Source organism: Stappia sediminis, assembly GCF_009826895.1.
Classification (GTDB): Bacteria; Pseudomonadota; Alphaproteobacteria; order Rhizobiales; family Stappiaceae; genus Hongsoonwoonella; species Hongsoonwoonella sediminis.
The window spans coordinates 985,158-1,005,147 of the sequence record NZ_WUMV01000003.1 but is presented as its reverse complement, the minus strand read 5'-3'; the positions used below and the strand labels follow the sequence as shown (position 1 = coordinate 1,005,147).

Below are 19,990 nucleotides of genomic sequence, written 5' to 3'. Positions count from 1 at the left end.
TTGCAGTGTTTTCAACTTCCAAGGATATATAGGCGCAAAATATGCGCCTTTTGGGAAATTTTGCGTGATTTCCAACACTTACGTTGCGCTGGCAGTCACATCTGACCGGCCGCCCGATGCTCGTCGTCAGATCGAAGGGACGATCCAGTCCGGCACGATGCCGCTTGCGGTTATGTAGGATTCCACGCCGAGACCGCGAAACAGGCCGTGGGAAGCGACAAGCACCGAACCCCAGCCGCACGCGGCCGCGCCCAGAACGTCGGTGTGCAGCGTATCCCCCATCATCACAACCCTCGAAGGCTGAATATCCGGCGAAATGCGGCTCTCCAGAACATCGTAGATCGACGGAAACGGCTTGCCATGAAAGGCGACATCGATGCCGCAACGTTGTGCGATCCTGTGCCCGTAATACCCCGGTTCCAGCGACAGGCCGTATTCGCGCGGTGCGACCGCATCCGGATTGCCGACGACCACGGGGCGTTTGCGCCGCATCAGCGAAGCCTCGAGCATCGCCTGTTTCGGTTCGGACCAGCGGGCGGAACTCAAGAACAGAAAGCCTTCGGCCTCGTCGAGATCGTCAGCCACCTCGCCGATTGGCTCAAGCTGGCCGAAGTCGGCGGCATCATCGCGCTCGGTGGTAATGACATGCCAACCATCGAGGTCGCCGAATGACCCGATGGTCGAAAGGGTCGCGCTGCGGCTGGACACGATTTCGTTTTCCGTGAAATCAAAGCCGAACTTGCGGAACTTCTCCATCGAAGCCTCAGCCGAGAAGCTTGCTCCGTTGGTCATCACGAAAACCGACTTGCCGAGCTCGCGCAGCTGGTCGATGCGTTCGCGCGCACCCTTGATCGGCGTTTCGCCTACATTCAGGACGCCGAACGCATCGAAGACGAAAACGTCATATCGCTCCGCGACAGGGCCAAGGTCCGGCGCGCAGGTGGGTGTGGCGGGGTAGCGGGCGCGGGGCAATACCGCGCGCACGGATTCATAGAACCCGAAGGCCTTGTCCGCGTCCCAACCCGCCAGTTCAGATGATAGCACCGCGCACCCTCGCAGAAACCCACTCGCTCAACAACACCGCCAGCAGGATGATGATGAGGATCAACGCGACCTGCGGCCAGGCCAGCACGTCGAGCGACGACTTGAGCTGTAGGCCGATACCGCCCGCGCCGACAAGCCCCAGAACGGTGGATTCGCGCAAGTTGATATCCCACCGGAACACGGTGATGCCCGCGAAGGCGGGAAGGATCTGCGGTACGATGCCATATGCCATGACCTGCCAGCGACTGGCGCCCGTGGCGGTAACGGCTTCCACCTGCTTGGGATCGATTTCCTCGATCGCCTCGTAAAGCAGCTTCGCGCAAAAACCTATCGACCTGAGCGCGATCGCCAAAAGGCCCGACAACACACCGGGGCCGATGATCGAGACGAGCAGCAGCGCCCAGATGAGCGAATTGATCGAGCGGCTGGAAACGATGACGAACAAGGCAACGGGACGCACGAAAAGCGCGCTCGGCGTGGTGTTTCGCGCGGCGAGAAACGCCACGGGGACGGCTGCGAAGATCGCAAGAAGTGTCCCCAGCGTCGCGATGTTGAGCGTATCCCAGAGCGGGGCCCACAACTCCGACATGTAGGACCAGCGAGGCGGCCAGGCCCGCGAGCCCATGTCGGCGGCAATCCGCGGGGCGTCCCACACGAATACCCAGGTCGTGGCCTCCGAAATCCGCTGCCAGCACCACATGAAGACAGCGACGCCGGCAAGCCACATCGCCCAGTGCGCGAGCTGCTGGTTGCGGGAGCGAAGTTGCCAGACCTTGCGGCCGGAAACGTCGGATATCGGCATTATTGGACCCTCGCGCGGATGATGCCGGAGGCATATTCAAGTGCCATCACCGTGAGGATGATGATGAGAAGAATGGCGGCGGCCGTATCGAACTCATAACGGTCGAACGCGGTATTGAGGGTCGCGCCGATGCCGCCCGCGCCGACGAGGCCGAGAACGGCCGACTCGCGGAAGTTGATGTCGAGGCGATACATCGAAAGACCGATGACACGCGGCAGGACCTGCGGCTGGACGCCGTAGTTGATCCATTGCAGCCAGGATGCGCCGGTCGAACGGATCGCCTCAGCCTGGACGCGGTCCATATCCTCGATATCTTCGGCAAGCAGCTTCGACAGGAAGCCGATGGTGGCGAAGCTCAAGGTGATGAAACCGGCAAGCGGGCCGAAACCGAAGATCGCGACCATGAGGATGGCGACGATGATTTCGTTGAGTGCGCGCGACAGGGCGATGATGCCCCGGCAGACGAGATACATCGGCAACGGCGCGATATTGCGCGCCGCCCCCAACCCGATCGGAATCGAGATCAGGATGCCGACGACCGTCGAAGCGACCGTGATGATCGCGCTTTCGACCAGGCCGTCGCGGATGTCGCCCCCGCGCGTCGTGAAATCCGGGCTCAGGAAGGCGACGATAAAGCGCCAGCCACGAATGAGCCCTTCACTGACGCGCGCCCAGTTCACCTCCAGGCTGCCGACGGACAACACGAGGTAAATGGCGGCGGCGATGAAAAGCCCCCATCGCAATGCGGCATTCTTGATGAACGGCGGCTTGCGCCATTTCCGCCCGATGCGGGCCTGAAGAGCGGTATCCGTCATTCCGCCGCCTCCTCGGCGGAACGCGTCGTTTCCTTCCAGTCCTCCTCGCCGTAGATTTTCGTGAGAACCTCCGGCGTCAGCGCATCGGGTTTGCCGTCGAACTGAACGACGCCCTTCTGCAGGCCGATCACGCGCTGCACGAACATTTGCGCAAGTGCGACGTCATGAATGTTGATGATCGCGGCAAGTTCCCGCTCCGCGCAAAGCTCGCAGATGAGGCGCATGATCTGGCGCGACGTCTTCGGGTCGAGCGAAGCCGTCGGCTCATCGACGAGAAGCACCTTCGGATCCTGGATCAGCGCGCGGGCGATGCCGACACGCTGGCGCTGGCCGCCCGAAAGCTCGTCGGCCCGCTTGTCGGCCATTTCCAGAAGGCCGACACGATCGAGAAGACGAAACGCCTCATCCACATCCGCTTGAGGATAGCGGCGCGTGAACGAGCGCCAGAAGCCGACGTAACCGAGCCTGCCGGAAAGCACGTTCTCCATGACGGTCAGGCGTTCGACGAGCGCATATTCCTGAAATATCATGCCCATCTGCCGGCGCATGCGGCGCAGGCCAGAAGCGCTCAGGCCCGTTATGTCGTCCTGATCCAGAAACACCTTGCCGGATGTCGGCTCCACCAGCCGGTTGATGCAGCGGATTAACGTACTCTTGCCGGCGCCCGACGGCCCGATAAGGGCCATGACCTGGCCTTTCGGCACGGTGAGGTTGACCGCGTTGAGAGCCTTGTCGCCGGTGCGATAGGTCTTCGTCAGTTTTTCAAGTCTGAGCATCCTGCCCCCGACAAAGAAGAAATGGCCGCCCCGGGCTCGCAAGCCCGGGACGGACGGCACAATTGTTAGGCAATGGTGCTCAGTTGCAGGTGTATTCGATGCCGTTCGCGGCATCGATCTTGCGGATGACGTCCCAGAATTCCTTGTAGTTCATATTGATGAACTGGGCTTCGCTCGACTTGGAAAACTCCTCCTGAAGGGTCGTGCCCTCCCAGTTGAAGGTAAAGAAGGCTTCCTCGATCTTGGCGCGAAGCTCGGGCTTCAGGTTGTGCGCCGTGCCGAAGCCGGTCGTCGGGAATGTCTGGGATTCATAGATGATCTTGACCTGGTCCGGCTCGATCACATCACGCTCGATCATGCGATACATGACCTTGTCGGCGATCGCCGCGGCCGGGTAATCCTTGTTGGCAACGCCGAGGATGGAATTGTCGTGCTTGCCGGAGAAGACCGGCTCGAAATCCCGTTCCGCGACCATGTCGAAATCGGCCTTCAGGATCGCCGAGGGAGCCTTGAAGCCGGAGTTCGACGTCGGCGAGGTGAAGGCCATCTTCTTGCCCTTGATGTCTTCGATCTTCTCAACGCCGCTGCCGGGATGGGTGATGATCGCCATCTTGTAGCCGAACGTCCCGTCGTCGCTCGCCATGATGGTGAACGGGCTGAAACCGGCGCAATTGACCGCTAGAGGATTGGAGCCCGTGTTGAAGCCTGCAATATGCAGGCGCCCGGAACGCATCGCCTCGATCTGGGCGGCATTCGACTGTACGGGGAAGAAGACGGCCTTCTTGCCCGTCTTTTCCTCAAGGTAGGTCAGGAAGTCGCTCCAGGCGTGCTTGTAGACCGCCGGATCCTCGACCGGCGTGTAGGCGAATACGAGCGTATCGGGATCCACCTGCTCCGACGGATCGGAAGGCGTATCCGCAACGAGGTCGCCATCGTTATCGCAATAGCGGCTGTCGAGATCGCCGCGCTTGCACTCTTCCGCTGAGGCCGGGGTGGCACCGAAGGATGCAAGAGCGATCGCGGCTACGGCGCCTGCAAGCAATTTTTTCAGATCCATGGATTTTTCCTCCCTGGACTACCCTGGAACCGGACAAGATCCGCCGCCCCGGGCAATCCGATTGATTTTCAGGTGCTGGAGCCCGCCATGCTCACGACCGGTCGAATGCAAGACGCTCCAGTAACCTTCCCGAAGCCAATGCGTCGTCAGGCATTCGCCCGTGAAGGTTCTCCGGTCGACTCGCGGCTTGCGCCGGTTGCCAACCGTACGCGCAGACTAATGCGCATCGAGGTGCTGGATTTTTCGGAAGCGTTTATTTCGCGTTACGAATAAAAATTCAGGATGAACAATATTACGAATATTACATCTGTTTCATGCTCGCCTGGCAATGTCGTTCAGCTTCCCGCACCGACTCCGAGAACGCTCGGATAAACGTTTCAAATCGCTTTGTTAACGCCGATCAGAGCGCGCCGGATTTCAATATTGCAACCTCAGGTGATATTCCGATTAAATGGGGAGTGGAATCGCAGTTCGCCACTTTATGTTGCCGCAGCTCCTCACGAACCGGCCTTCCGGCCAAGCACGGATCCGCCATGATCAATAGTCAATCCTCGATATTCATCCCCATGGGGAAAAATCGCGTTAACCAATTTAAACAATTCTTCTTGTGATTTGATCTCGCATAATTCTGATTTTTAACCATTAAAAATCATATTCTATTTAGTTCTTGAAGAAAAATATAAATGTCAATATATTTATTTACTTATATGGAATTATGGTTAACAAATTACTTCTTGACTCAATAAACTTTTCCTAAAATTCTACTAACAAATCGTGCGATGGCATCTCGTCGATCAAAGCGAATACGATCATTCGTCGTCGTTGCCTTCCGTACGAATGTAGTCTGGTTGCATGGGCGGCAAAGCGGCCCGCCGGTGCATCGCGCTTTCAAATGAAAGTGGAATGGATGTTCCGGCACGTCGAAAGAGATCAACACGCCGGGTTCGGACAATCGGTCCGACTGCGGGTCGGTCCGGCCGGAACATGCGCCAGGAAATTTGTTTCGGAGCGACTTCTTCGCGCGGGAGCAATCCCGTTCAAGTGAGGAATCGCTTCGGGTCCGGACCACAATGTCTTGAGGCCGAGGCAAAAAGAAACATGAAAGAGTCGTATTTCGACATTTCCGGCGTGCCCACTGCTGAGCCAGCACACGCCGATAACGATCAGGGCCGACAGCGCACCGGCCTTGCATCCCTGACCATGGCGCAACGCGTTGCGGGAGAACGCTACCCGACAATCGACGTCGAGTTCGACGCGTCGATCGGCACCTACTGGTGCACCATGCGACCGGACGGCCATTTGTGCTTCACGCCGAGACTGCTGGAGGATTTTTCCACCATGCAGTCGTCCATTCGCCGGCTCTACCATGCCTACGCGCGGCCGGACCAGGCACACCAGATGCGTTACTTCGTGCTGCGCTCGGGCCTGAAGAACGTCTACAACTACGGTGGCGACCTGAACCTTTTCGTCGACCTGATACGGTCCGGCGACCGCGAAGGGCTGCTGCGCTACGGGCGTGCCTGCATAAGGGTCCTGCATACGAACGCGACCTCCATCAAGCTGCCGATCGTGACCGTAGCGCTGGTGCAGGGCGATGCACTCGGAGGCGGCTTCGAATGTGCCCTGTCCTTCGACGTGATCATCGCCGAACGTCAGGCGAAATTCGGATTTCCCGAGGTCCTCTTCAACCTCTTCCCCGGCATGGGCGCCTACAGCTTCCTGTCGCGCAGGCTCAACGGAAGCCAGGCCGAACGGATGATCCTGAGCGGCCGACTGCACACGGCCGAGGAACTATACGAGATGGGGTTGATCGACATCCTCGTCGACGAAGGCGAGGGCCAGAGCGCGGCAATGGACTACATCTCGCGCAATACCCGCCGGCACAACGCACATCAGGCGATCTATCATGCAAGGCGCACGGTCAATCCCCTGCCTTTCGAGGAACTTGAAAGCGTGGTCGAGCTTTGGGTGGAAGCGGCAATGCAGCTGAGCGAATCCGACATGCGCAAGATGCTGCGGCTGACGGCCGCGCAGGACAGGCGCAGGTCGGGCGACACCAACAGCATGAACAGACCGGCCTGAAGGCGACGAGAGCCGGCTCGATCCGACAGGCGGCTTTATCCCGCGTCGCCGCTCTTCGGGCCTATCCTGGGGTCGCGGGTGACATTATCGCGCGACGCCGCGACATAACCGTTCAGCGCCGACGTCACGCGGTCGAGTTCGTTGGACAGGGTTTCGACGTGACGAGGCCCGTGCGTCAGCAATTCGCGTCCTCCGATCGACTGCCAGGACGAGCACAACTTGAACACATCGCGCGCACCGATGTTCGCCGCCGCCGAGCGCAAGGCATGCGCATGCTCGCGGAAACGGGCGGTATCCGCCGTCTCCACAGCGGCTTTGAGTTCGGCATAGATATCCCTGGCATCGGTCAGGAAGTCGGATACGAGCGAGTGGACGAACTCCTCGCCGCCAAGGCGCTCAAGCTCCGCAAGGGTCGCCATGTCGACGGAGTTGCGAGCATCCGCCCTGAAACGGGGGTGGCTGGCGATATGCGTAACCTGGCGAGCGGTTTCCTGAACCTTGTCGTCGGAAACACCGGCTCCATGCACGGTTTCCAGAATCTTCAAAAGACGCGCAGGCTCGATCGGCTTGGTCACGCAGGCATCCGCGCCGGCATCCATGCAGCGTCTTGCCGCCTCCGGCGTGGCATCCGCCGTCAGCGCGATGATCGGCAGCCGCTCCGAGCTTCCGGTTGTGGAAAAGCGATAGAGCTTGATGGCTTCCAGCCCGTTCATGACCGGCATGTTGACATCCATGAGGACGATGTCGAATCCACCGTCGGCCAGCGCGTCCAGCGCCTGTTCGCCGTCATCGACGATATGGGCCTCATGGCCGCCGCGCTCCAGTATCTTCGCTATGACACGCTGGTTGGTACGATTGTCTTCGGCGACCAGGACGCGCAGGCTCTTGCCGGCGGGAACAAAGGTGGCAAGCCGGTCGTCATCACGTTCCGCGTTGAGGTCGGCGGCGCCCGCCGCCCGTAACGCCGCGATGAAGCCCGGCGATGCGACATCCGGCGAAATGACCGCATTGAAGCGCCGGAGGATCTCCGCTCTGGCCGCGGTATCCCCTTCCCCTTGCGCAACGAGGACGAGGTTCGGGATGATGGTCTGTCCGGGCCCCTGCAGCGACTGGGCGATCGCATCGGGCCGCCCGACCCCTGCCTGTTCGTCGACCAGCACGATCGCGCGCCGCGACCCGGAAAGCGTCGTCTTGCGAAGCTGGACGCCGACCTGCTGCACGGTGTCGGCTTGAACCGCGCTGATATCGTGCCCCATCGTTTCGGTGATGATCCGGTCGTAAAGGGCACCGTCGCGCGTCAGTACGATGAGATTGCCGCCGTCGAGCGTCAGGCGCGGCGCCTTGGCCTGCGTATCGCGCGCAAGCTCCAGCTCGAACCAGAAGGTGCTGCCGACGTTCACCTCGCTCTCGACGCCGATTTCGCCGTCCATGGCCTTGACGAGCTGTTCGACGATCGCGAGGCCGAGGCCGGTGCCGCCGAAACGGTCGATGATCGTTTCGTCCGCCTGCGTGAACCGCTCGAAAATACGCTCCTTTGCGTCCGCCGAAATGCCGATGCCCGTATCCACCACCTCGAAACGAAGACGCGTCCTGGAGTTTTCGACGCTGACCGCATCGACGCAAATGCCTACACTGCCGGAATGCGTGAACTTGACGGCGTTTCCGGCAAGGTTGATAAGGATTTCCTGCAAGTGCCGCGTGTCGCCGATGAGCGAGTAGGGCGTATCGGGCGAGACATGCAGGAAGAAGCGCAGGCCTTTCGAGCGCGCCTGCCCGGCGACGATGCTGCGCACTTCGCCAAGCATCAGGTGCAGGTCGAAAGCCTCGTCGGAAATCGCCACTGCGTTGGATTCGATCTGCGAGAATTCGAGAATGCCGTCGATGAGGCTCAACAGCGACCGCGCCGAGCTTTTCACCGTACGGATCATATCGCGCTGCTCGGGGTCGACATCGGTGTCCTGGAGAAGCTCGCCCATGCCGATGATCGCGTTGAGCGGCGTCCTCAACTCATGGCTGACACCCGCCAGGAACTGGCTCTTGGCGCGGCTTGCCTCTTCCGCCTTTGCCTTCGCCGCCGAAAGGTCGCGAATAAGCTTGGAGGCATAAAGCGGCAGGATGATCAGGCTCAGCAGAAGGCCGATGCTGAGGCTGATGTGATTGAGCCAGAACGGCGTCGTCATGACGGCCGCGAAGCCGGCGATCGATATGGCGACCGCAAATGCCAGGTAACGAAGCCCGAAACGGAAACCGTTTCCGAAGATCACCCAGAGATAGATCGGAAAGAGAACCGCCGTCGTCTCGCCGCCGTCGTAAAGCCCTATCGTGAGGATGCCGAGGTCGCACAGGATCGCTATGGCGCGCCGCGGGTGGTTTTCCGCCGGGCGGACGACGAGATGAACGGCAAGCACCAGCGTGCAGACGAAGAATGCGCCTACCTGCAGAAGCGGCCCTTGAATTTGCGGAAAAGCGTGAAACGTAACCAGGTAGACCAGGATGAACAGGGATATGACGATGCGGTTAAGCGCCATTTCGCCTTCGCCGTCGGAAAGCGCGCGAAAACGCCTCAGCACGGCGAGACAGCCGGCCGGCCTCCTGCGAAGCTGCTGATCATGCCCTGTCGGCATCACCGTCCCCCAAACGCGCGGCGTTCAACGCGGGACGTGCCGGTCCCGTATCATAGCGCCCGGTCATCCCTTCACCGCCTTTTCGCCCGGCTCACGGACAACACTTTCACCCCCCGCCACCATCATGCCCTGAGGCGACAGGGATTTCACGAACAACTTGCTCGGCATGGGCCTGCCGAAGTAGTACCCTTGCGCTTCGTCGCAGCCCGCCCGCGCCAGCAAATCGGCCTGCTCCGCGCGTTCGACCCCTTCCGCAACTATCTGCAGATCGAGGCTTTTGCCCAATCCGATGACCGCATCGATAATGGCTGCATCGCTTATGTCCTCTTCCATCGTTTGCACGAAACACTGATCGATCTTCAGCCTGTCGACCTTGAAGCGCTTCAGATAGGCAAGGGACGAATAGCCCGTTCCGAAATCGTCTATCGCGACCTGCACGCCCTGGTCCCGAATGTCCCGAAGGTCCTTCAGCACACGTTCGGCGCCCTGCATGACGACGTTTTCCGTGATTTCGATTTCAAGCAATTCCGGCGGAAGCCGCGATGCGGCAAGAGCCGAACGCACCAGCGAGGAGACACTCTGCTTGCGGAACTGCGTCGGCGAAATGTTCACGGCGATGCGCAGGTCGCCAAGGCCCGCCTGCCGCCAACGCACCGCCTGCTGGCAAGCCTCGTTCAAGACCCATTCGCCGATCTCGTAGATCAGCCCGCTTTCTTCCGCCACGGGCAGGAATACGCCGGGCGTAATGAAACCTCTTTCCGGGTGGTGCCATCGCAACAGCGCCTCTGCGCCGATCACGCGCCGGTCCCTGAGGTCGATCTGGGGCTGGAAATGCAATTCCAGTTCGGAGCGAACCAACGCCCGGCGAAGCTCCGCCTCCATGGCGACCGCCTGTCGCGCGGTCTCGTCCATCCCTTCCGCAAACGAGCAGAATACACCGCCGCCTTCGGCCTTGGCCCGGTACATGGCAAGATCCGCGTTGCGCAGCAGCGCCTCCGTGGAACTGCCGTCGGAAGGATACATGGTGAAGCCGATGGAAGCGCTGATCTTCACCTCCTGGCCGTTGATATAGAAGGGATCCTCAAGTTCCTCGATGATGCGCCGGGCAAGCGAGAGCGCGTCTTCCATGCCCGCGACCGACGACTGCAACACCGCGAACTCGTCACCGCCGAGGCGCGCCACCAGATCGCTTCCGCGCACGCAGGCCTTGAGCCGGTCGGCGACGAACTCCAGAAGACGGTCGCCGGCGGTATGGCCCAGCGCATCGTTGATCCCCTTGAAGCGATCGAGATCGAGAAAATGCAGGGCAAACAGCCTCTCGCTATCGACGTCGCCCGCAATCTCCTCGTCAAGGCGCTCGGTCAGAAGCGTGCGATTGGGAAGTTCCGTCAGCGCATCGTGATGGGCAATGTGGAAAAGATGAGCCTCGGCGCGCTTGTTTTCGGTGACGTCGAGAGACGTCGACAAGACGTTCACCACCTTGCCGGAATTGTCCTTCAACGGCACCTTGCGCGTCAGAAACACACGCGTGGAACCGTCGGCGACAAGCACTTCCTCCTCGTAGGGGGCGAGCGGTTCCCCCATATCGAAAACCCGCCGGTCGAGCGCCCGCGCGTTTTCGGCAAGCTCGCTCGGATACATCAACGGATAAAGGCTTACGCCCGTCAGCTTGGCCGCGTCCTTGCCCAGAAGTTCCGCCTGATAGGCGTTGACGAAGACGCAACTGCCCGCACGGTCCACCGCGCTGATCATGACCTGCACGGTGTCGATGACCTGCAGCAGGCGCTCGCGCGAGTCGCGCATGACATCGTCACGCTCACGCTCGACGATCTGCAACTCCTGCTCCAGATCGCTTGCGCGGCTCTTCATCGCGAGCTGGCGCTTGCGAAGAGCAAGCAGATTGCGCGCCCGGGTCTGAAACTCGCCGTGATCGACCGGGCTTTGCAGGAAATCCGTAGCCCCCGCTTCCAGGGCGCGCATGCGGAAGCGGCGGTCCGAAAACGCGGTGATCACCATCACCGGGATATCGCTGCAACCGGGAAGCGCACGGAAGCGCCGGGTGAATTCCGCGCCGTCCATCTTCGGCATGCGGTAGTCGGTGACCAGGAGGTCCGGCGTCTCATTGCGGAAATGCTCCAGGGCATCGAAAGGATTCGCGAAAGCGCGCGTAACGACGCCCTCCTCCGTCCAGCTGGCCAGCCGGGAGAAGAAATTCCGGTTTATCATCCGGTCATCGACGACGGCGATAACCGACATGTCACGCACTCACTCTCACGACGCACACCCCTTGAGGAGCCTTGTTTGGCGTGAACGAATTCCTCACGATGGCCTATCCCGGCGCTTGTGCTTCGATCCGCGGCGGATGAGATATTCACTCCACCGCAAGACCGTATCAGAGCCGTTGACCGAAGGCCCGTCCGGGAAAGCCGCTCCTCGGATTGCCGCAACGCCCAAGCGCATCCGGCAAACACCAGACCGAACCGGGAATCGAGGGCCCGAAGGGTTTTGTCCACCATCCCAATATTAGGACGTCGCGCCTTAATTTTTCACTAATAGTCTATTGCCTGTTGAGCCAACCAGAAAACAAATAAAATATTTTCTCGAAATAATAAGCCTTATCTCTTGCAATACTCCAGAAACGAGAGAGATTTAATTACTTTTCGAGACAATCATTACTAAATTATATAAAATTATCTGTATTTATATTGGAAATATATGAAAGCCTCAACTCCTGTGAGGGAAGTTTTATCTACGTAAGCTTACAACCGAAAAGCGAAATGCCAAAAATCGACGCAACACATCGCTGCGGCGCCGAATGCTCTAACGGATTTGATGCAAGCAGATGAAATGCAATCATTGATCGCGCCGCGCCTTCCACCACAGAGCGCTGTCAGCTATCGCCAATGAGAGGCAGGGCATCATACCCGGTCGAGCGTTTTGCAGAATGCTTTGCGCCGGCGGCCGCGGCGCCCGCCGGCGCATGTAATCGCGCAGGGATTCTGGTCTGCGCCGCAGTCAGGCCTCGCGAACGATCCGCACGAAGTCGGTCACTTCGTCTTGAAGGCTTGTCGTATGCGAAGCAAGCTGAGTGGCAATGGAAATAACGCTTTCCGACTGCTCTGCCGTTTCGGAAATATCCTTGTGGATCTCGCCGACGGAACCGTCGAGAGCGCGCGTATCCTCCACGGTTACCGACACGACGTCGGAAATCTCCGAAGTCGCGCGAAGCTGGCCTTCGATGCTTTCACCAAGACCCACCAAGATTTCCATGGAATTGCGGATCGTGTCGACCACGGAGTTCATGGATTCCTGCGCGGTGGACGAAACGGCCTGCATGGACGCGATCTGGGCGGAGATTTCCTCGGTGGCTTTGGCGGTTTGCGTCGCAAGCTGCTTCACCTCCTGGGCAACCACGGCAAATCCCTTGCCTGCTTCGCCGGCGCGCGCGGATTCGATCGTCGCATTGAGGGCGAGAAGATTGGTCTGCTCGGCAATCGAACGGATAAGATCCACGACCTGGCTGATCGTTTCGGCGCTGGCGACCATCTCCGAAACCGTACGTGCCGCTTCGCCCGCCTTGCTTGAGGCGGATTCCGCTTCGGTTTGCGAGCGGTTGGCCTCCTCGCGAATGGTCGCGATCGCCTGGCGCATGTTTTCCGCAGCCTCGGAAATGGTCATGACGTTGCCGCGGGTATTGTTGCTGGTCTCCACGACCATGCGCGAACCGTTGCCGGCACCCGTGGCTTTCGCCCTCATGGCCTCGGCCGCCTTTTGCAGTTCCACGACCGCGGGCGCAACCTCGCTGACCACGGAAGCGACCCTGGCTTCGAAACGTTCCGAGATTTCGGTAATCGCCCGGCGGCGGTCGTCCTCGGACTGGCGCGTCAGCGATTCCACCCGCTGCTGGGACTGTTCGGCGGTGTGCTTGGCGTCCGTCGCGGCCATCTGCTCGCGCTCCGCCTTGCACATGGACGCCCTCAAAGTCTCAAGCATCCATACGAGTGCGCCCGTCTCAAGGAAAACCACGGCCGCATGCGCAAGCACACGCAGGATGTTGGCCCCATCGGGGAAGATCGCGGACGCATAAAGCGTGTTGAGAAGAAGATGCTGCACGATCGTGACCGCGCTTGCCGAGAGGATCGCCCGCCAGTCGAGCCAGCCCGCCAGGATTGCCATGGTGGCGAAGAAATACATGTGTGCATCGATCTGGAAGGACGTCCCGGCCAGATCGAGCACGAGGAGCATCACCTGCCCCATCGCCGCAACGGCGGTAAACTGGCGCGTCACCCAGCTCGATTTCTGAATGAACCAGAGCGCCGTCCCCCCGATCGCAAGGGCCAGGCTCAAAACCAGGACAATGGTCGAATTCGGATTTGGAAACAGGAAGATCGCCGCAGCCATGATCGCGGTGTTCATCCATAAAAGAGAGATGATGAAAGGCGCAAACCGCGCGCGAATTGCTTCAATTCCATGCATAGGTCAATTCTCCGTCTGAGCCGGTGACGCAAAGGCCGAGAGCACGCGCATCCCCGACAAACCAGGCACCGGCCTGGTACAGTTTGTCTATGAAATCAGGGTCATCACTTGCTGTGACGACAACCGTTGACTGGCTCAAAAGGCTTCCATGGGCGGAAACGATCGCCTTCAATCCATCGGCAGGGGTGGAAAAAGGTCCCATGAAGACCGCAACCGGCTCGCCCTGGCTGGGCATGACACTCAGAATGCTGAACCCGATTGCAACCAGCACCCCGAACCCGAGCCCGAACCCGAGTTCCTTCATCTTCTTTCCAAACCGCTGTTCCGGAACATCACCACTCCCATCCCCGATATGAAACTGTTCGCCATGAAATTCGCAGGCGGAAAAACTTCACCGCGCCACAACTTTATCGCGAGCCTTTCTGCATGAAATTCGTAAAATAAAACTATACAAATGATAGTCACAGCACATAAAAGAAAAATAAATCATCACACGCACAGATATCCCAGAGTTATATTTTAATGTCATATAAATTACGCAGCGATATTCACTTAAGAAATTATTTCATTAAACCAAAACAAAGTGCCATCTATATATAAGTTGAATCTTTAATACATTTACATCGGCGAATATCAGTTAATTTAAACTTCAATCCCCGCCCTTCAACCCTCTTCTATTTCGCCGAAAGATTGAATTACTGAAGCGACTTAACAAGCTGGCTTTTCATCGACGGCGTTCCTTTTCCAGGCAACACGGCCACAAAAGGGAACTATACGAAGTAATACTTACAAGCTTGGCGATCACATATTCGTTCAACCCGCGGGGACGGCGATCCCGCAGGCGAGAACTCCGAATTGGCGACCAATCGGAAACGGCATCGAATTCGATGCCGTCACGTGAGACCAAGGTCGAGCGGGATTCTGGGATATGGAGCATGGTGAGATCGTTGACACGTAGCCCCTGCGGCGGAACGCGCTCCGAATTTCATGCTCGCAAGTTGGTGAAGCTTCTCGTCTCAAAGTTCGACGACGAGCTTTTCTTCCGGCCCGTTTTCGCGCGCAGCTGGCACGGCGCAACAGGTGAGAACCATGCCTTCTTCCACCGGGAAGGCAGGCTCCTCAGGGTAGCTGACAGACCCTTCGCCAAGACGCACGGCACAGGAACCGCAGGATCCGGAGCGGCAGCCGTAATTCGGCGATAGTCCCGCGGCTTCGGCCAGTTCCAGCAGCGTGCCGCTTTCCGGTGCCCATAGGGCTTCCACACCGGAGGCGGAAAACCGCACGCTCGCCCTGCCCTCACCAAGCATCCTCTTTCCGGGTGCCGAAGGATCGGCACGGCGCTTCAAAGCGCTTTCGCCGAAGCTTTCGGAGAATATCCGCCGATCGGCGATACTCAGGTCCCTCAATCCATCGTAGACCGACTGAGCCATGCCAGCGGGACCGCAAATATAGAAATCATAGTCGTCGAGCGGCAGGATCGCCTTCAGGAGATCGACATTGATACGCCCGACGCTATGGAGGTCGCGACCCGGCTGGTCGTCCTCCTCCTGCCGGCGCAGCGTGAAGTGAAGCCTGACCGATTGGGCGAGGCTTGCGATCTTCCGCACTTCCTCGAAAAACGCCCGTTCCTTCGACGAGCGGGCGGCGTTTATGAAATAGATCGGCCGCTCCCTGCGCGTACGGAAATCCTCCACGACCAGATGTTTCAGCATTGAGACCATCGGCGTCACGCCGACGCCTGCCGAAATCAGCACGATCGGCCTGTCGTGAGAGGTGTCCGGCGTAAAACGCCCGCGCGGCGAAAGCGCCTCTATCGTGTCGCCCTCGCTGACATGATCGTGCAGGTGACGGCTCACCTTCCCCTCTGCTTCCCGCTTGACGCTGATCCTGAAGAGCTTGTCGCCCGGCGCGCTCGACAAGGTGTAGGTGCGGCACGCCAGTTCGCCATCCGGCAGGCGAAGGCGGATCGGCAGGAACTGACCGGCCTCGAATGCGGGACGCCCGCCGCCGTCGGCGGGTTCGAGATGAAACGACCTGATGGTGGAGCTTTCCTGAACGATGCGTGCGACGCGATAGGAACGGTAGATATTGCGGGATTTCTCCGCTTCGAGCGCGGCGGCGGCCTCGTTCCAGTCTCCGGTAATAAGCGAATTTGGCGAGAATTCACCGAATTCGAAGCGAAAGGGCAGTGTTGCTTCCAGCCGGATCGTATGGTCGACGCGTATTCGCAGCAAACGCTCGGCTCCGCGGAAGGCCGCGATCTCCTCACCCTCGTATATGATTTCCGCCTCGCCCGCGACATGCAGCAGGTCACCGGATGCGAAATCGGGAAACAGAAGCCCCGTCTTCGGATTGAGGTGGAGATTGCCGAAGGTATTGAAGAAGAGATTGCCCGCGAAATCGGGAATCGTCAGGGTCCCCTTATCGTCGATATGCACGAAACCCGGCTTGCCGCCGCGGTGCGAAACATCCGCGCCGAGCTTGCCCTTTTCGTCCTCGCCCGGCGCGATGCTTGCGATGAAGAACGTGTCGGCCGCTTCGATCTGCGCGCGCGCGGCCGCGTCGAGGCCCTTAGAACGGCGCACGTCCGGCGTAAAACCTGTATCCGTGACATCGCGAACGTATGACGGCCGGCGGGTCTGGATATATTGCGGGCAATTCCCGAACGACTGGTCGATGGCGAGCTCCAGCGTTTCACCGACCGTGCTCACATGCGCCGTGAAACGGTTGCGCCGGCGGTTTTGGAACTCGATCCCGATGCCGCCCACTTTCGCGCCCGGCGTAAATGCCGCCTCCAGCGGATCGCCCGTGACGGTGCGCGCGGCGATGGAAAGTCTTCGCGCATCGGGCGAGGAGACGAAGCCTGGATACCCGAAGAGCATCGTGGCGCGCGGCCAGCCTTTGCCATCCACCGCCGACAGCACCACGAACGGCAGCCCGGCGAAGAACGCGCGGTGCTGGTCGGGCATGAAATCGCGGATCGCCATGCGGCCAAAATTCGCGATCCGCTCCTTGACGCCCACCTTCTCCTGAACAGCAAGCTCGCCTTCGTGGAAAGGCGTCCTTGCACCGTGGGAACGATCGGTTTCGGGCATGGCTTCTCTGCTCCAGGACATGGCGCTCAGGCCGATGAGCCGGCTTTCGTCGCCGTCATTGCGACGAAGCCCGGCAGGGCTTCTATGCGTTCGAGCCACGCGCGGATATTGGCATATGGCTCAAGGGATACGCCGCCTTCGGGCGCATGTGCTGTATAGGTATAGAGCGCGATATCGGCGATGGTCGGTGTGTCGCCAATCAAGAACGCGCGATCCGAAAGCGCCGCCTCCAGGACTTCGAACAGGCCGGCGGCGATCGTCTTTGCCTTTTCATGATCCAGGTCCGCCCCGAACACAGTGACACGCCGCGCGTCGCAGGGACCGTCCGTCAATTGGCCGGAAGCGACCGACAGCCATGCCTGAACGACCGCCTCCATTTCCTTCGGCAGCCAACTGCCGGAAGGGTCGTATTTTCGGGCAAGATGAACGAGAACGGCGTTGCTTTCCCAGACGATTTCATCCCCATCTTCAAGCACCGGCACCTGTCCGAACGGATGAAGCCTCAAATGCCCGGGAGCCTTCTGGGCGCCGGCAGTCAGGTCGACTTCGATAAGTTCGACGTCAAGACCGAGGAGCGAGGCGAACAGCACGGCGCGATGAGCGTGGCCCGACAACTCGAATGTATGGAGTTTCAACCGGTCAGCCATGGATATGCTTTGCTGCTTGTCGGAACAGGCCCGATCCTCGCCTCGCTCTCTTACGGCAATTCGCCGCGTATCTACGCCAGCAGGCCCGCTTTCGTCTCGGGCATGGCGACGAAGCCCGGAAGCGCCTCGATCCGCTTCAGCCATGCGCGAATGTTGGCGTAAGGCTCCAGCGGCGCGCCGCCTTCCGGTGCGTGGGCGGTATAGGAGTAAAGCGCGATATCGGCGATGGTCGGCTTGTCGCCGACGAGGAACGCGCGCTCAGCCAGTTCCTTGTCGAGGATCTCAAACAAGGCGGTCGCGGTCGCCTTGGTCCGTTCATGGTCGAAATCCGCACCGAATACGGTTACCAGGCGCGCCGCGCACGGTCCGTTGAAGAGCGGGCCGGCGGCGACCGAAAGCCACGCCTGAATGGCGGACGCCTTGTCATCCGGATACCATTCGCCGGAGGCGTCGTGGTTGGTGGCAAGGTGGACGAGTATGGCGTTGCTGTCCCAGATCGTCTGATCGCCGTCCTGAAGGACCGGAACCTGGCCAAAGGGGTGCATCTTGAGGTAATCCGGTGTCTTGTGCGCACCGTTGGCGAGATCGACATCGATCAGCTCGGCATCGAGACCGAGGAGCGAAGCGAACAGCACGGCCCGGTGGGAATGGCCGGACTTTTCGAAGCGATGAAGTTTCAACTTGGCGGTCATGTTCATTTCTCCGCATGAATCTTCGACACGGGCTCAAGGCCTGGTCGATGGGGCGGATGGAAAATTGCTTATTACGCCATATTGATGAATAGATATAAATTGGAAGACATTATTCCATTAAGAGGAATAATCATGGATCGCCTTCATACGATGCAGGTTTTCGTCGCCGTGGCTGATGCGGGTAGTTTCGCACGTGCTGCAACCCGGCTTAAGCTCTCCCCTCCGGCGGTCACACGTGCTGTCTCATCGCTTGAAGACCGGCTCGGCGTCAGGCTTTTCAACAGGACTACCCGCTCCCTTTCGTTGACGGAAGCCGGCGAGGACTATCTGTCGGAGTGCCGCCGCCTGCTTGAGGATATAGAAGGGGTCGAACAGATCGTGCGCGGACGCGCGGCGACGGCGAGCGGCCACTTGAGGGTCACCGCGCCGGTAACATTCGGGCGAAAATGCACGACGCCGCTGTTGTCCGACTTTCTCCATGCACATCCGCGGATCACCGCAACGCTCCTGTGCCTCGACAGGGTCGTCGACATCGTCGAGGAAGGCATCGACATTGCCGTGCGCATCGCCCATCTGCCGGATTCCACGCTGCTTGCAAGGCGTATCGGCCATGTCCGCCAGGTGATGGTCGCAAGTCCGGACTACCTTGCAAATGCGCCACGACTGAAAACACCGGCGGATCTGGAACGGCATCGTACGATCACCACGTCGGCGCTTGCGCATGCCGGCAACTGGCGGCTGATACGGGATGGCAAGCCGTATTCCGCGCCGATCAGCCCGTGCCTCGACGTCAACGATGCGGCGGCGGCCATCGCGGAGGCGGAACGCGGCGGCGGCCTCGTCATGGCGCTTTCATACATGGTGGAGGATGCGGTCCGCGATGGCCGGCTGAAGCTCTTGCTGGACCGGTTCATGCCGGATCCCGTCCCGGTCAGCCTCGTCTATCCGCCGACGCGAAAACTTTCAGGCAAGGTGCGCGCGTTCGTCGACTTCGCCGCGCCCCGCCTGTCCGCGAGACTCGGCGAAATGGAGCTTGCCCGGCAACGGTAGTTTTCAGCCCTTGCGCGCGACCACCAGATGTCCCGGCACCGGCTCGCCCTCATCGTGCCGCACGGTGATCGGGTCGATTTCCAGAAGCGTGAAGCCATGTTCGTCGAGGAGCGCGCGGATATGGCCTTGCGGGTGGGCGAAACGCTGCTTCGGGCCGACCATGAAGGTCCTGCCCTGAAATGCGTCTTCGGGAAGCGTTTCGGTGGAAAAGGCGATGATCCCGCCATTCGCCGCCTTCGACGCGAGACCCGCGAACAGGGCATCGAGCCGGCCCATATAGGGAAGCACGTCGGTCGCCACGATCATGTCGAATGGCGCCTCGTCCGTCGCTTCCAGGAAGTGCACGGCTTCCGCGACGTAGAGCCTGTCATAGACGTCTTTTTCATAAGCCGCCTCGACCATGGCCTCGGAAAGATCGACGGCGACAAGCTCCTCGGCATGATCGTACAGGACATCGCCGGAAAGCCCGGTGCCGCAGCCAAGATCAAGCAGCCGGTCGAACGGCCCGAGCCCGAGACGTTCCACCGCCTCGCCCACCATCATCGGCACATGATAGCCGAGCTGGTCGACGAGAATGGATTCAAAGACCTCCGCATGCTGGTCGAAAAGAGCGGCGACATAGGCGTCCGGCGCCTTGTCGGGCGACTGGCCCCGCCCCATCGCGGCAAGACGCACGGACGCGCCGCCCCTGTCGTGCGGGTCGATTTCCAGCACACGGCGATAAGCTTGCGCCGCACCTTCGTGGTCGCCGGCTTTTTCAAGCTCCAGCCCGCGATTATAGGCCTCCGCAAGGGCCTCTTCGTCGATTTCGCTCATGCGGGCGTTTTAGA

The 19,990-nt window shown here is 59.9% G+C and carries 16 protein-coding genes; 3 read left to right on the top strand and 13 right to left on the bottom strand.

The window, feature by feature from the left end:
* Positions 1 to 126 precede the first annotated feature (126 nt).
* From GR183_RS11480 to phnD, 5 genes are all read right to left on the bottom strand, one after another.
* A complete protein-coding gene (locus GR183_RS11480; protein ID WP_160775697.1) occupies positions 127 to 1,044 on the bottom strand; it encodes an HAD-IIA family hydrolase in 918 nt (305 codons plus the stop codon).
* The gene (phnE, locus tag GR183_RS11475) at positions 1,031 to 1,846 is read right to left on the bottom strand and encodes a phosphonate ABC transporter, permease protein PhnE (protein ID WP_160775696.1); all 816 of its coding nucleotides are present in this window, start codon (positions 1,844 to 1,846) and stop codon (positions 1,031 to 1,033) included. Before phnE (GR183_RS11475) ends, GR183_RS11480 begins: the two co-directional genes overlap by 14 nt.
* Positions 1,846 to 2,661 carry a phosphonate ABC transporter, permease protein PhnE gene (phnE, locus tag GR183_RS11470; protein ID WP_160775695.1) on the bottom strand — a complete coding sequence of 272 codons (816 nt, stop codon included), beginning with the start codon at positions 2,659 to 2,661 and terminating at the stop codon, positions 1,846 to 1,848. Before phnE (GR183_RS11470) ends, phnE (GR183_RS11475) begins: the two co-directional genes overlap by 1 nt.
* Positions 2,658 to 3,437, bottom strand: a complete 780-nt coding sequence (phnC, locus tag GR183_RS11465) for a phosphonate ABC transporter ATP-binding protein (RefSeq protein WP_160775694.1) — start codon at positions 3,435 to 3,437, stop codon at positions 2,658 to 2,660. The genes phnE (GR183_RS11470) and phnC overlap by 4 nt, the downstream gene beginning before the upstream one ends.
* A gap of 79 nt (positions 3,438 to 3,516) precedes the next feature.
* Positions 3,517 to 4,494, bottom strand: a complete 978-nt coding sequence (phnD, locus tag GR183_RS11460; protein WP_160775693.1) for a phosphate/phosphite/phosphonate ABC transporter substrate-binding protein — start codon at positions 4,492 to 4,494, stop codon at positions 3,517 to 3,519.
* Positions 4,495 to 4,581: 87 nt separating this feature from the next.
* On the opposite strand from phnD, the gene GR183_RS11455 reads away from it, so the two are divergent.
* A complete protein-coding gene (locus GR183_RS11455; protein WP_160775692.1) occupies positions 4,582 to 4,767 on the top strand; it encodes a hypothetical protein in 186 nt (61 codons plus the stop codon).
* 825 nt (positions 4,768 to 5,592) lie between these two features.
* Positions 5,593 to 6,576 carry a crotonase/enoyl-CoA hydratase family protein gene (locus tag GR183_RS11450; protein WP_160775691.1) on the top strand — a complete coding sequence of 328 codons (984 nt, stop codon included), beginning with the start codon at positions 5,593 to 5,595 and terminating at the stop codon, positions 6,574 to 6,576.
* Positions 6,577 to 6,611: 35 nt separating this feature from the next.
* On the opposite strand, the gene GR183_RS11445 is transcribed toward GR183_RS11450, so the two are convergent.
* The 7 genes from GR183_RS11445 to GR183_RS11415 form a co-directional block, all read right to left on the bottom strand.
* Entirely contained in the window at positions 6,612 to 9,200 is a 2,589-nt protein-coding gene (locus tag GR183_RS11445; RefSeq protein ID WP_160775690.1) for a hybrid sensor histidine kinase/response regulator, read from the bottom strand.
* A gap of 63 nt (positions 9,201 to 9,263) precedes the next feature.
* A complete protein-coding gene (locus GR183_RS11440) occupies positions 9,264 to 11,456 on the bottom strand; it encodes a GGDEF/EAL domain-containing response regulator (protein WP_160775689.1) in 2,193 nt (730 codons plus the stop codon).
* Between the two features lie 759 nt (positions 11,457 to 12,215).
* Complete coding sequence (locus GR183_RS11435; RefSeq protein ID WP_160775688.1) at positions 12,216 to 13,676, bottom strand: methyl-accepting chemotaxis protein; 1,461 nt, start codon at positions 13,674 to 13,676, stop codon at positions 12,216 to 12,218.
* Positions 13,663 to 13,980, bottom strand: a complete 318-nt coding sequence (locus GR183_RS11430; RefSeq protein ID WP_160775687.1) for a hypothetical protein — start codon at positions 13,978 to 13,980, stop codon at positions 13,663 to 13,665. Before GR183_RS11430 ends, GR183_RS11435 begins: the two co-directional genes overlap by 14 nt.
* A 712-nt stretch (positions 13,981 to 14,692) precedes the next feature.
* Positions 14,693 to 16,771, bottom strand: a complete 2,079-nt coding sequence (locus GR183_RS11425) for a 2Fe-2S iron-sulfur cluster-binding protein (RefSeq protein ID WP_160775686.1) — start codon at positions 16,769 to 16,771, stop codon at positions 14,693 to 14,695.
* Positions 16,772 to 16,797: 26 nt separating this feature from the next.
* Positions 16,798 to 17,418, bottom strand: a complete 621-nt coding sequence (locus GR183_RS11420; RefSeq protein WP_160775685.1) for a glutathione S-transferase family protein — start codon at positions 17,416 to 17,418, stop codon at positions 16,798 to 16,800.
* 71 nt (positions 17,419 to 17,489) lie between these two features.
* A complete protein-coding gene (locus GR183_RS11415; protein WP_202395997.1) occupies positions 17,490 to 18,110 on the bottom strand; it encodes a glutathione S-transferase family protein in 621 nt (206 codons plus the stop codon).
* Positions 18,111 to 18,242: 132 nt separating this feature from the next.
* Here GR183_RS11415 and GR183_RS11410 point away from each other — a divergent pair, with 132 nt between their 5' ends.
* Positions 18,243 to 19,160 (top strand): LysR family transcriptional regulator, encoded by a 918-nt coding sequence (locus GR183_RS11410; RefSeq protein WP_160775683.1) that lies wholly within the window; start codon positions 18,243 to 18,245, stop codon positions 19,158 to 19,160.
* A 3-nt stretch (positions 19,161 to 19,163) separates the two neighbouring features.
* Here the strand turns inward: GR183_RS11410 and GR183_RS11405 are convergent, their stop codons facing one another.
* On the bottom strand, positions 19,164 to 19,976 hold the full coding sequence (locus GR183_RS11405; RefSeq protein WP_160775682.1) for a class I SAM-dependent methyltransferase: 813 nt from the start codon (positions 19,974 to 19,976) through the stop codon (positions 19,164 to 19,166).
* Between the last annotated feature and the right edge of the window lie 14 nt (positions 19,977 to 19,990).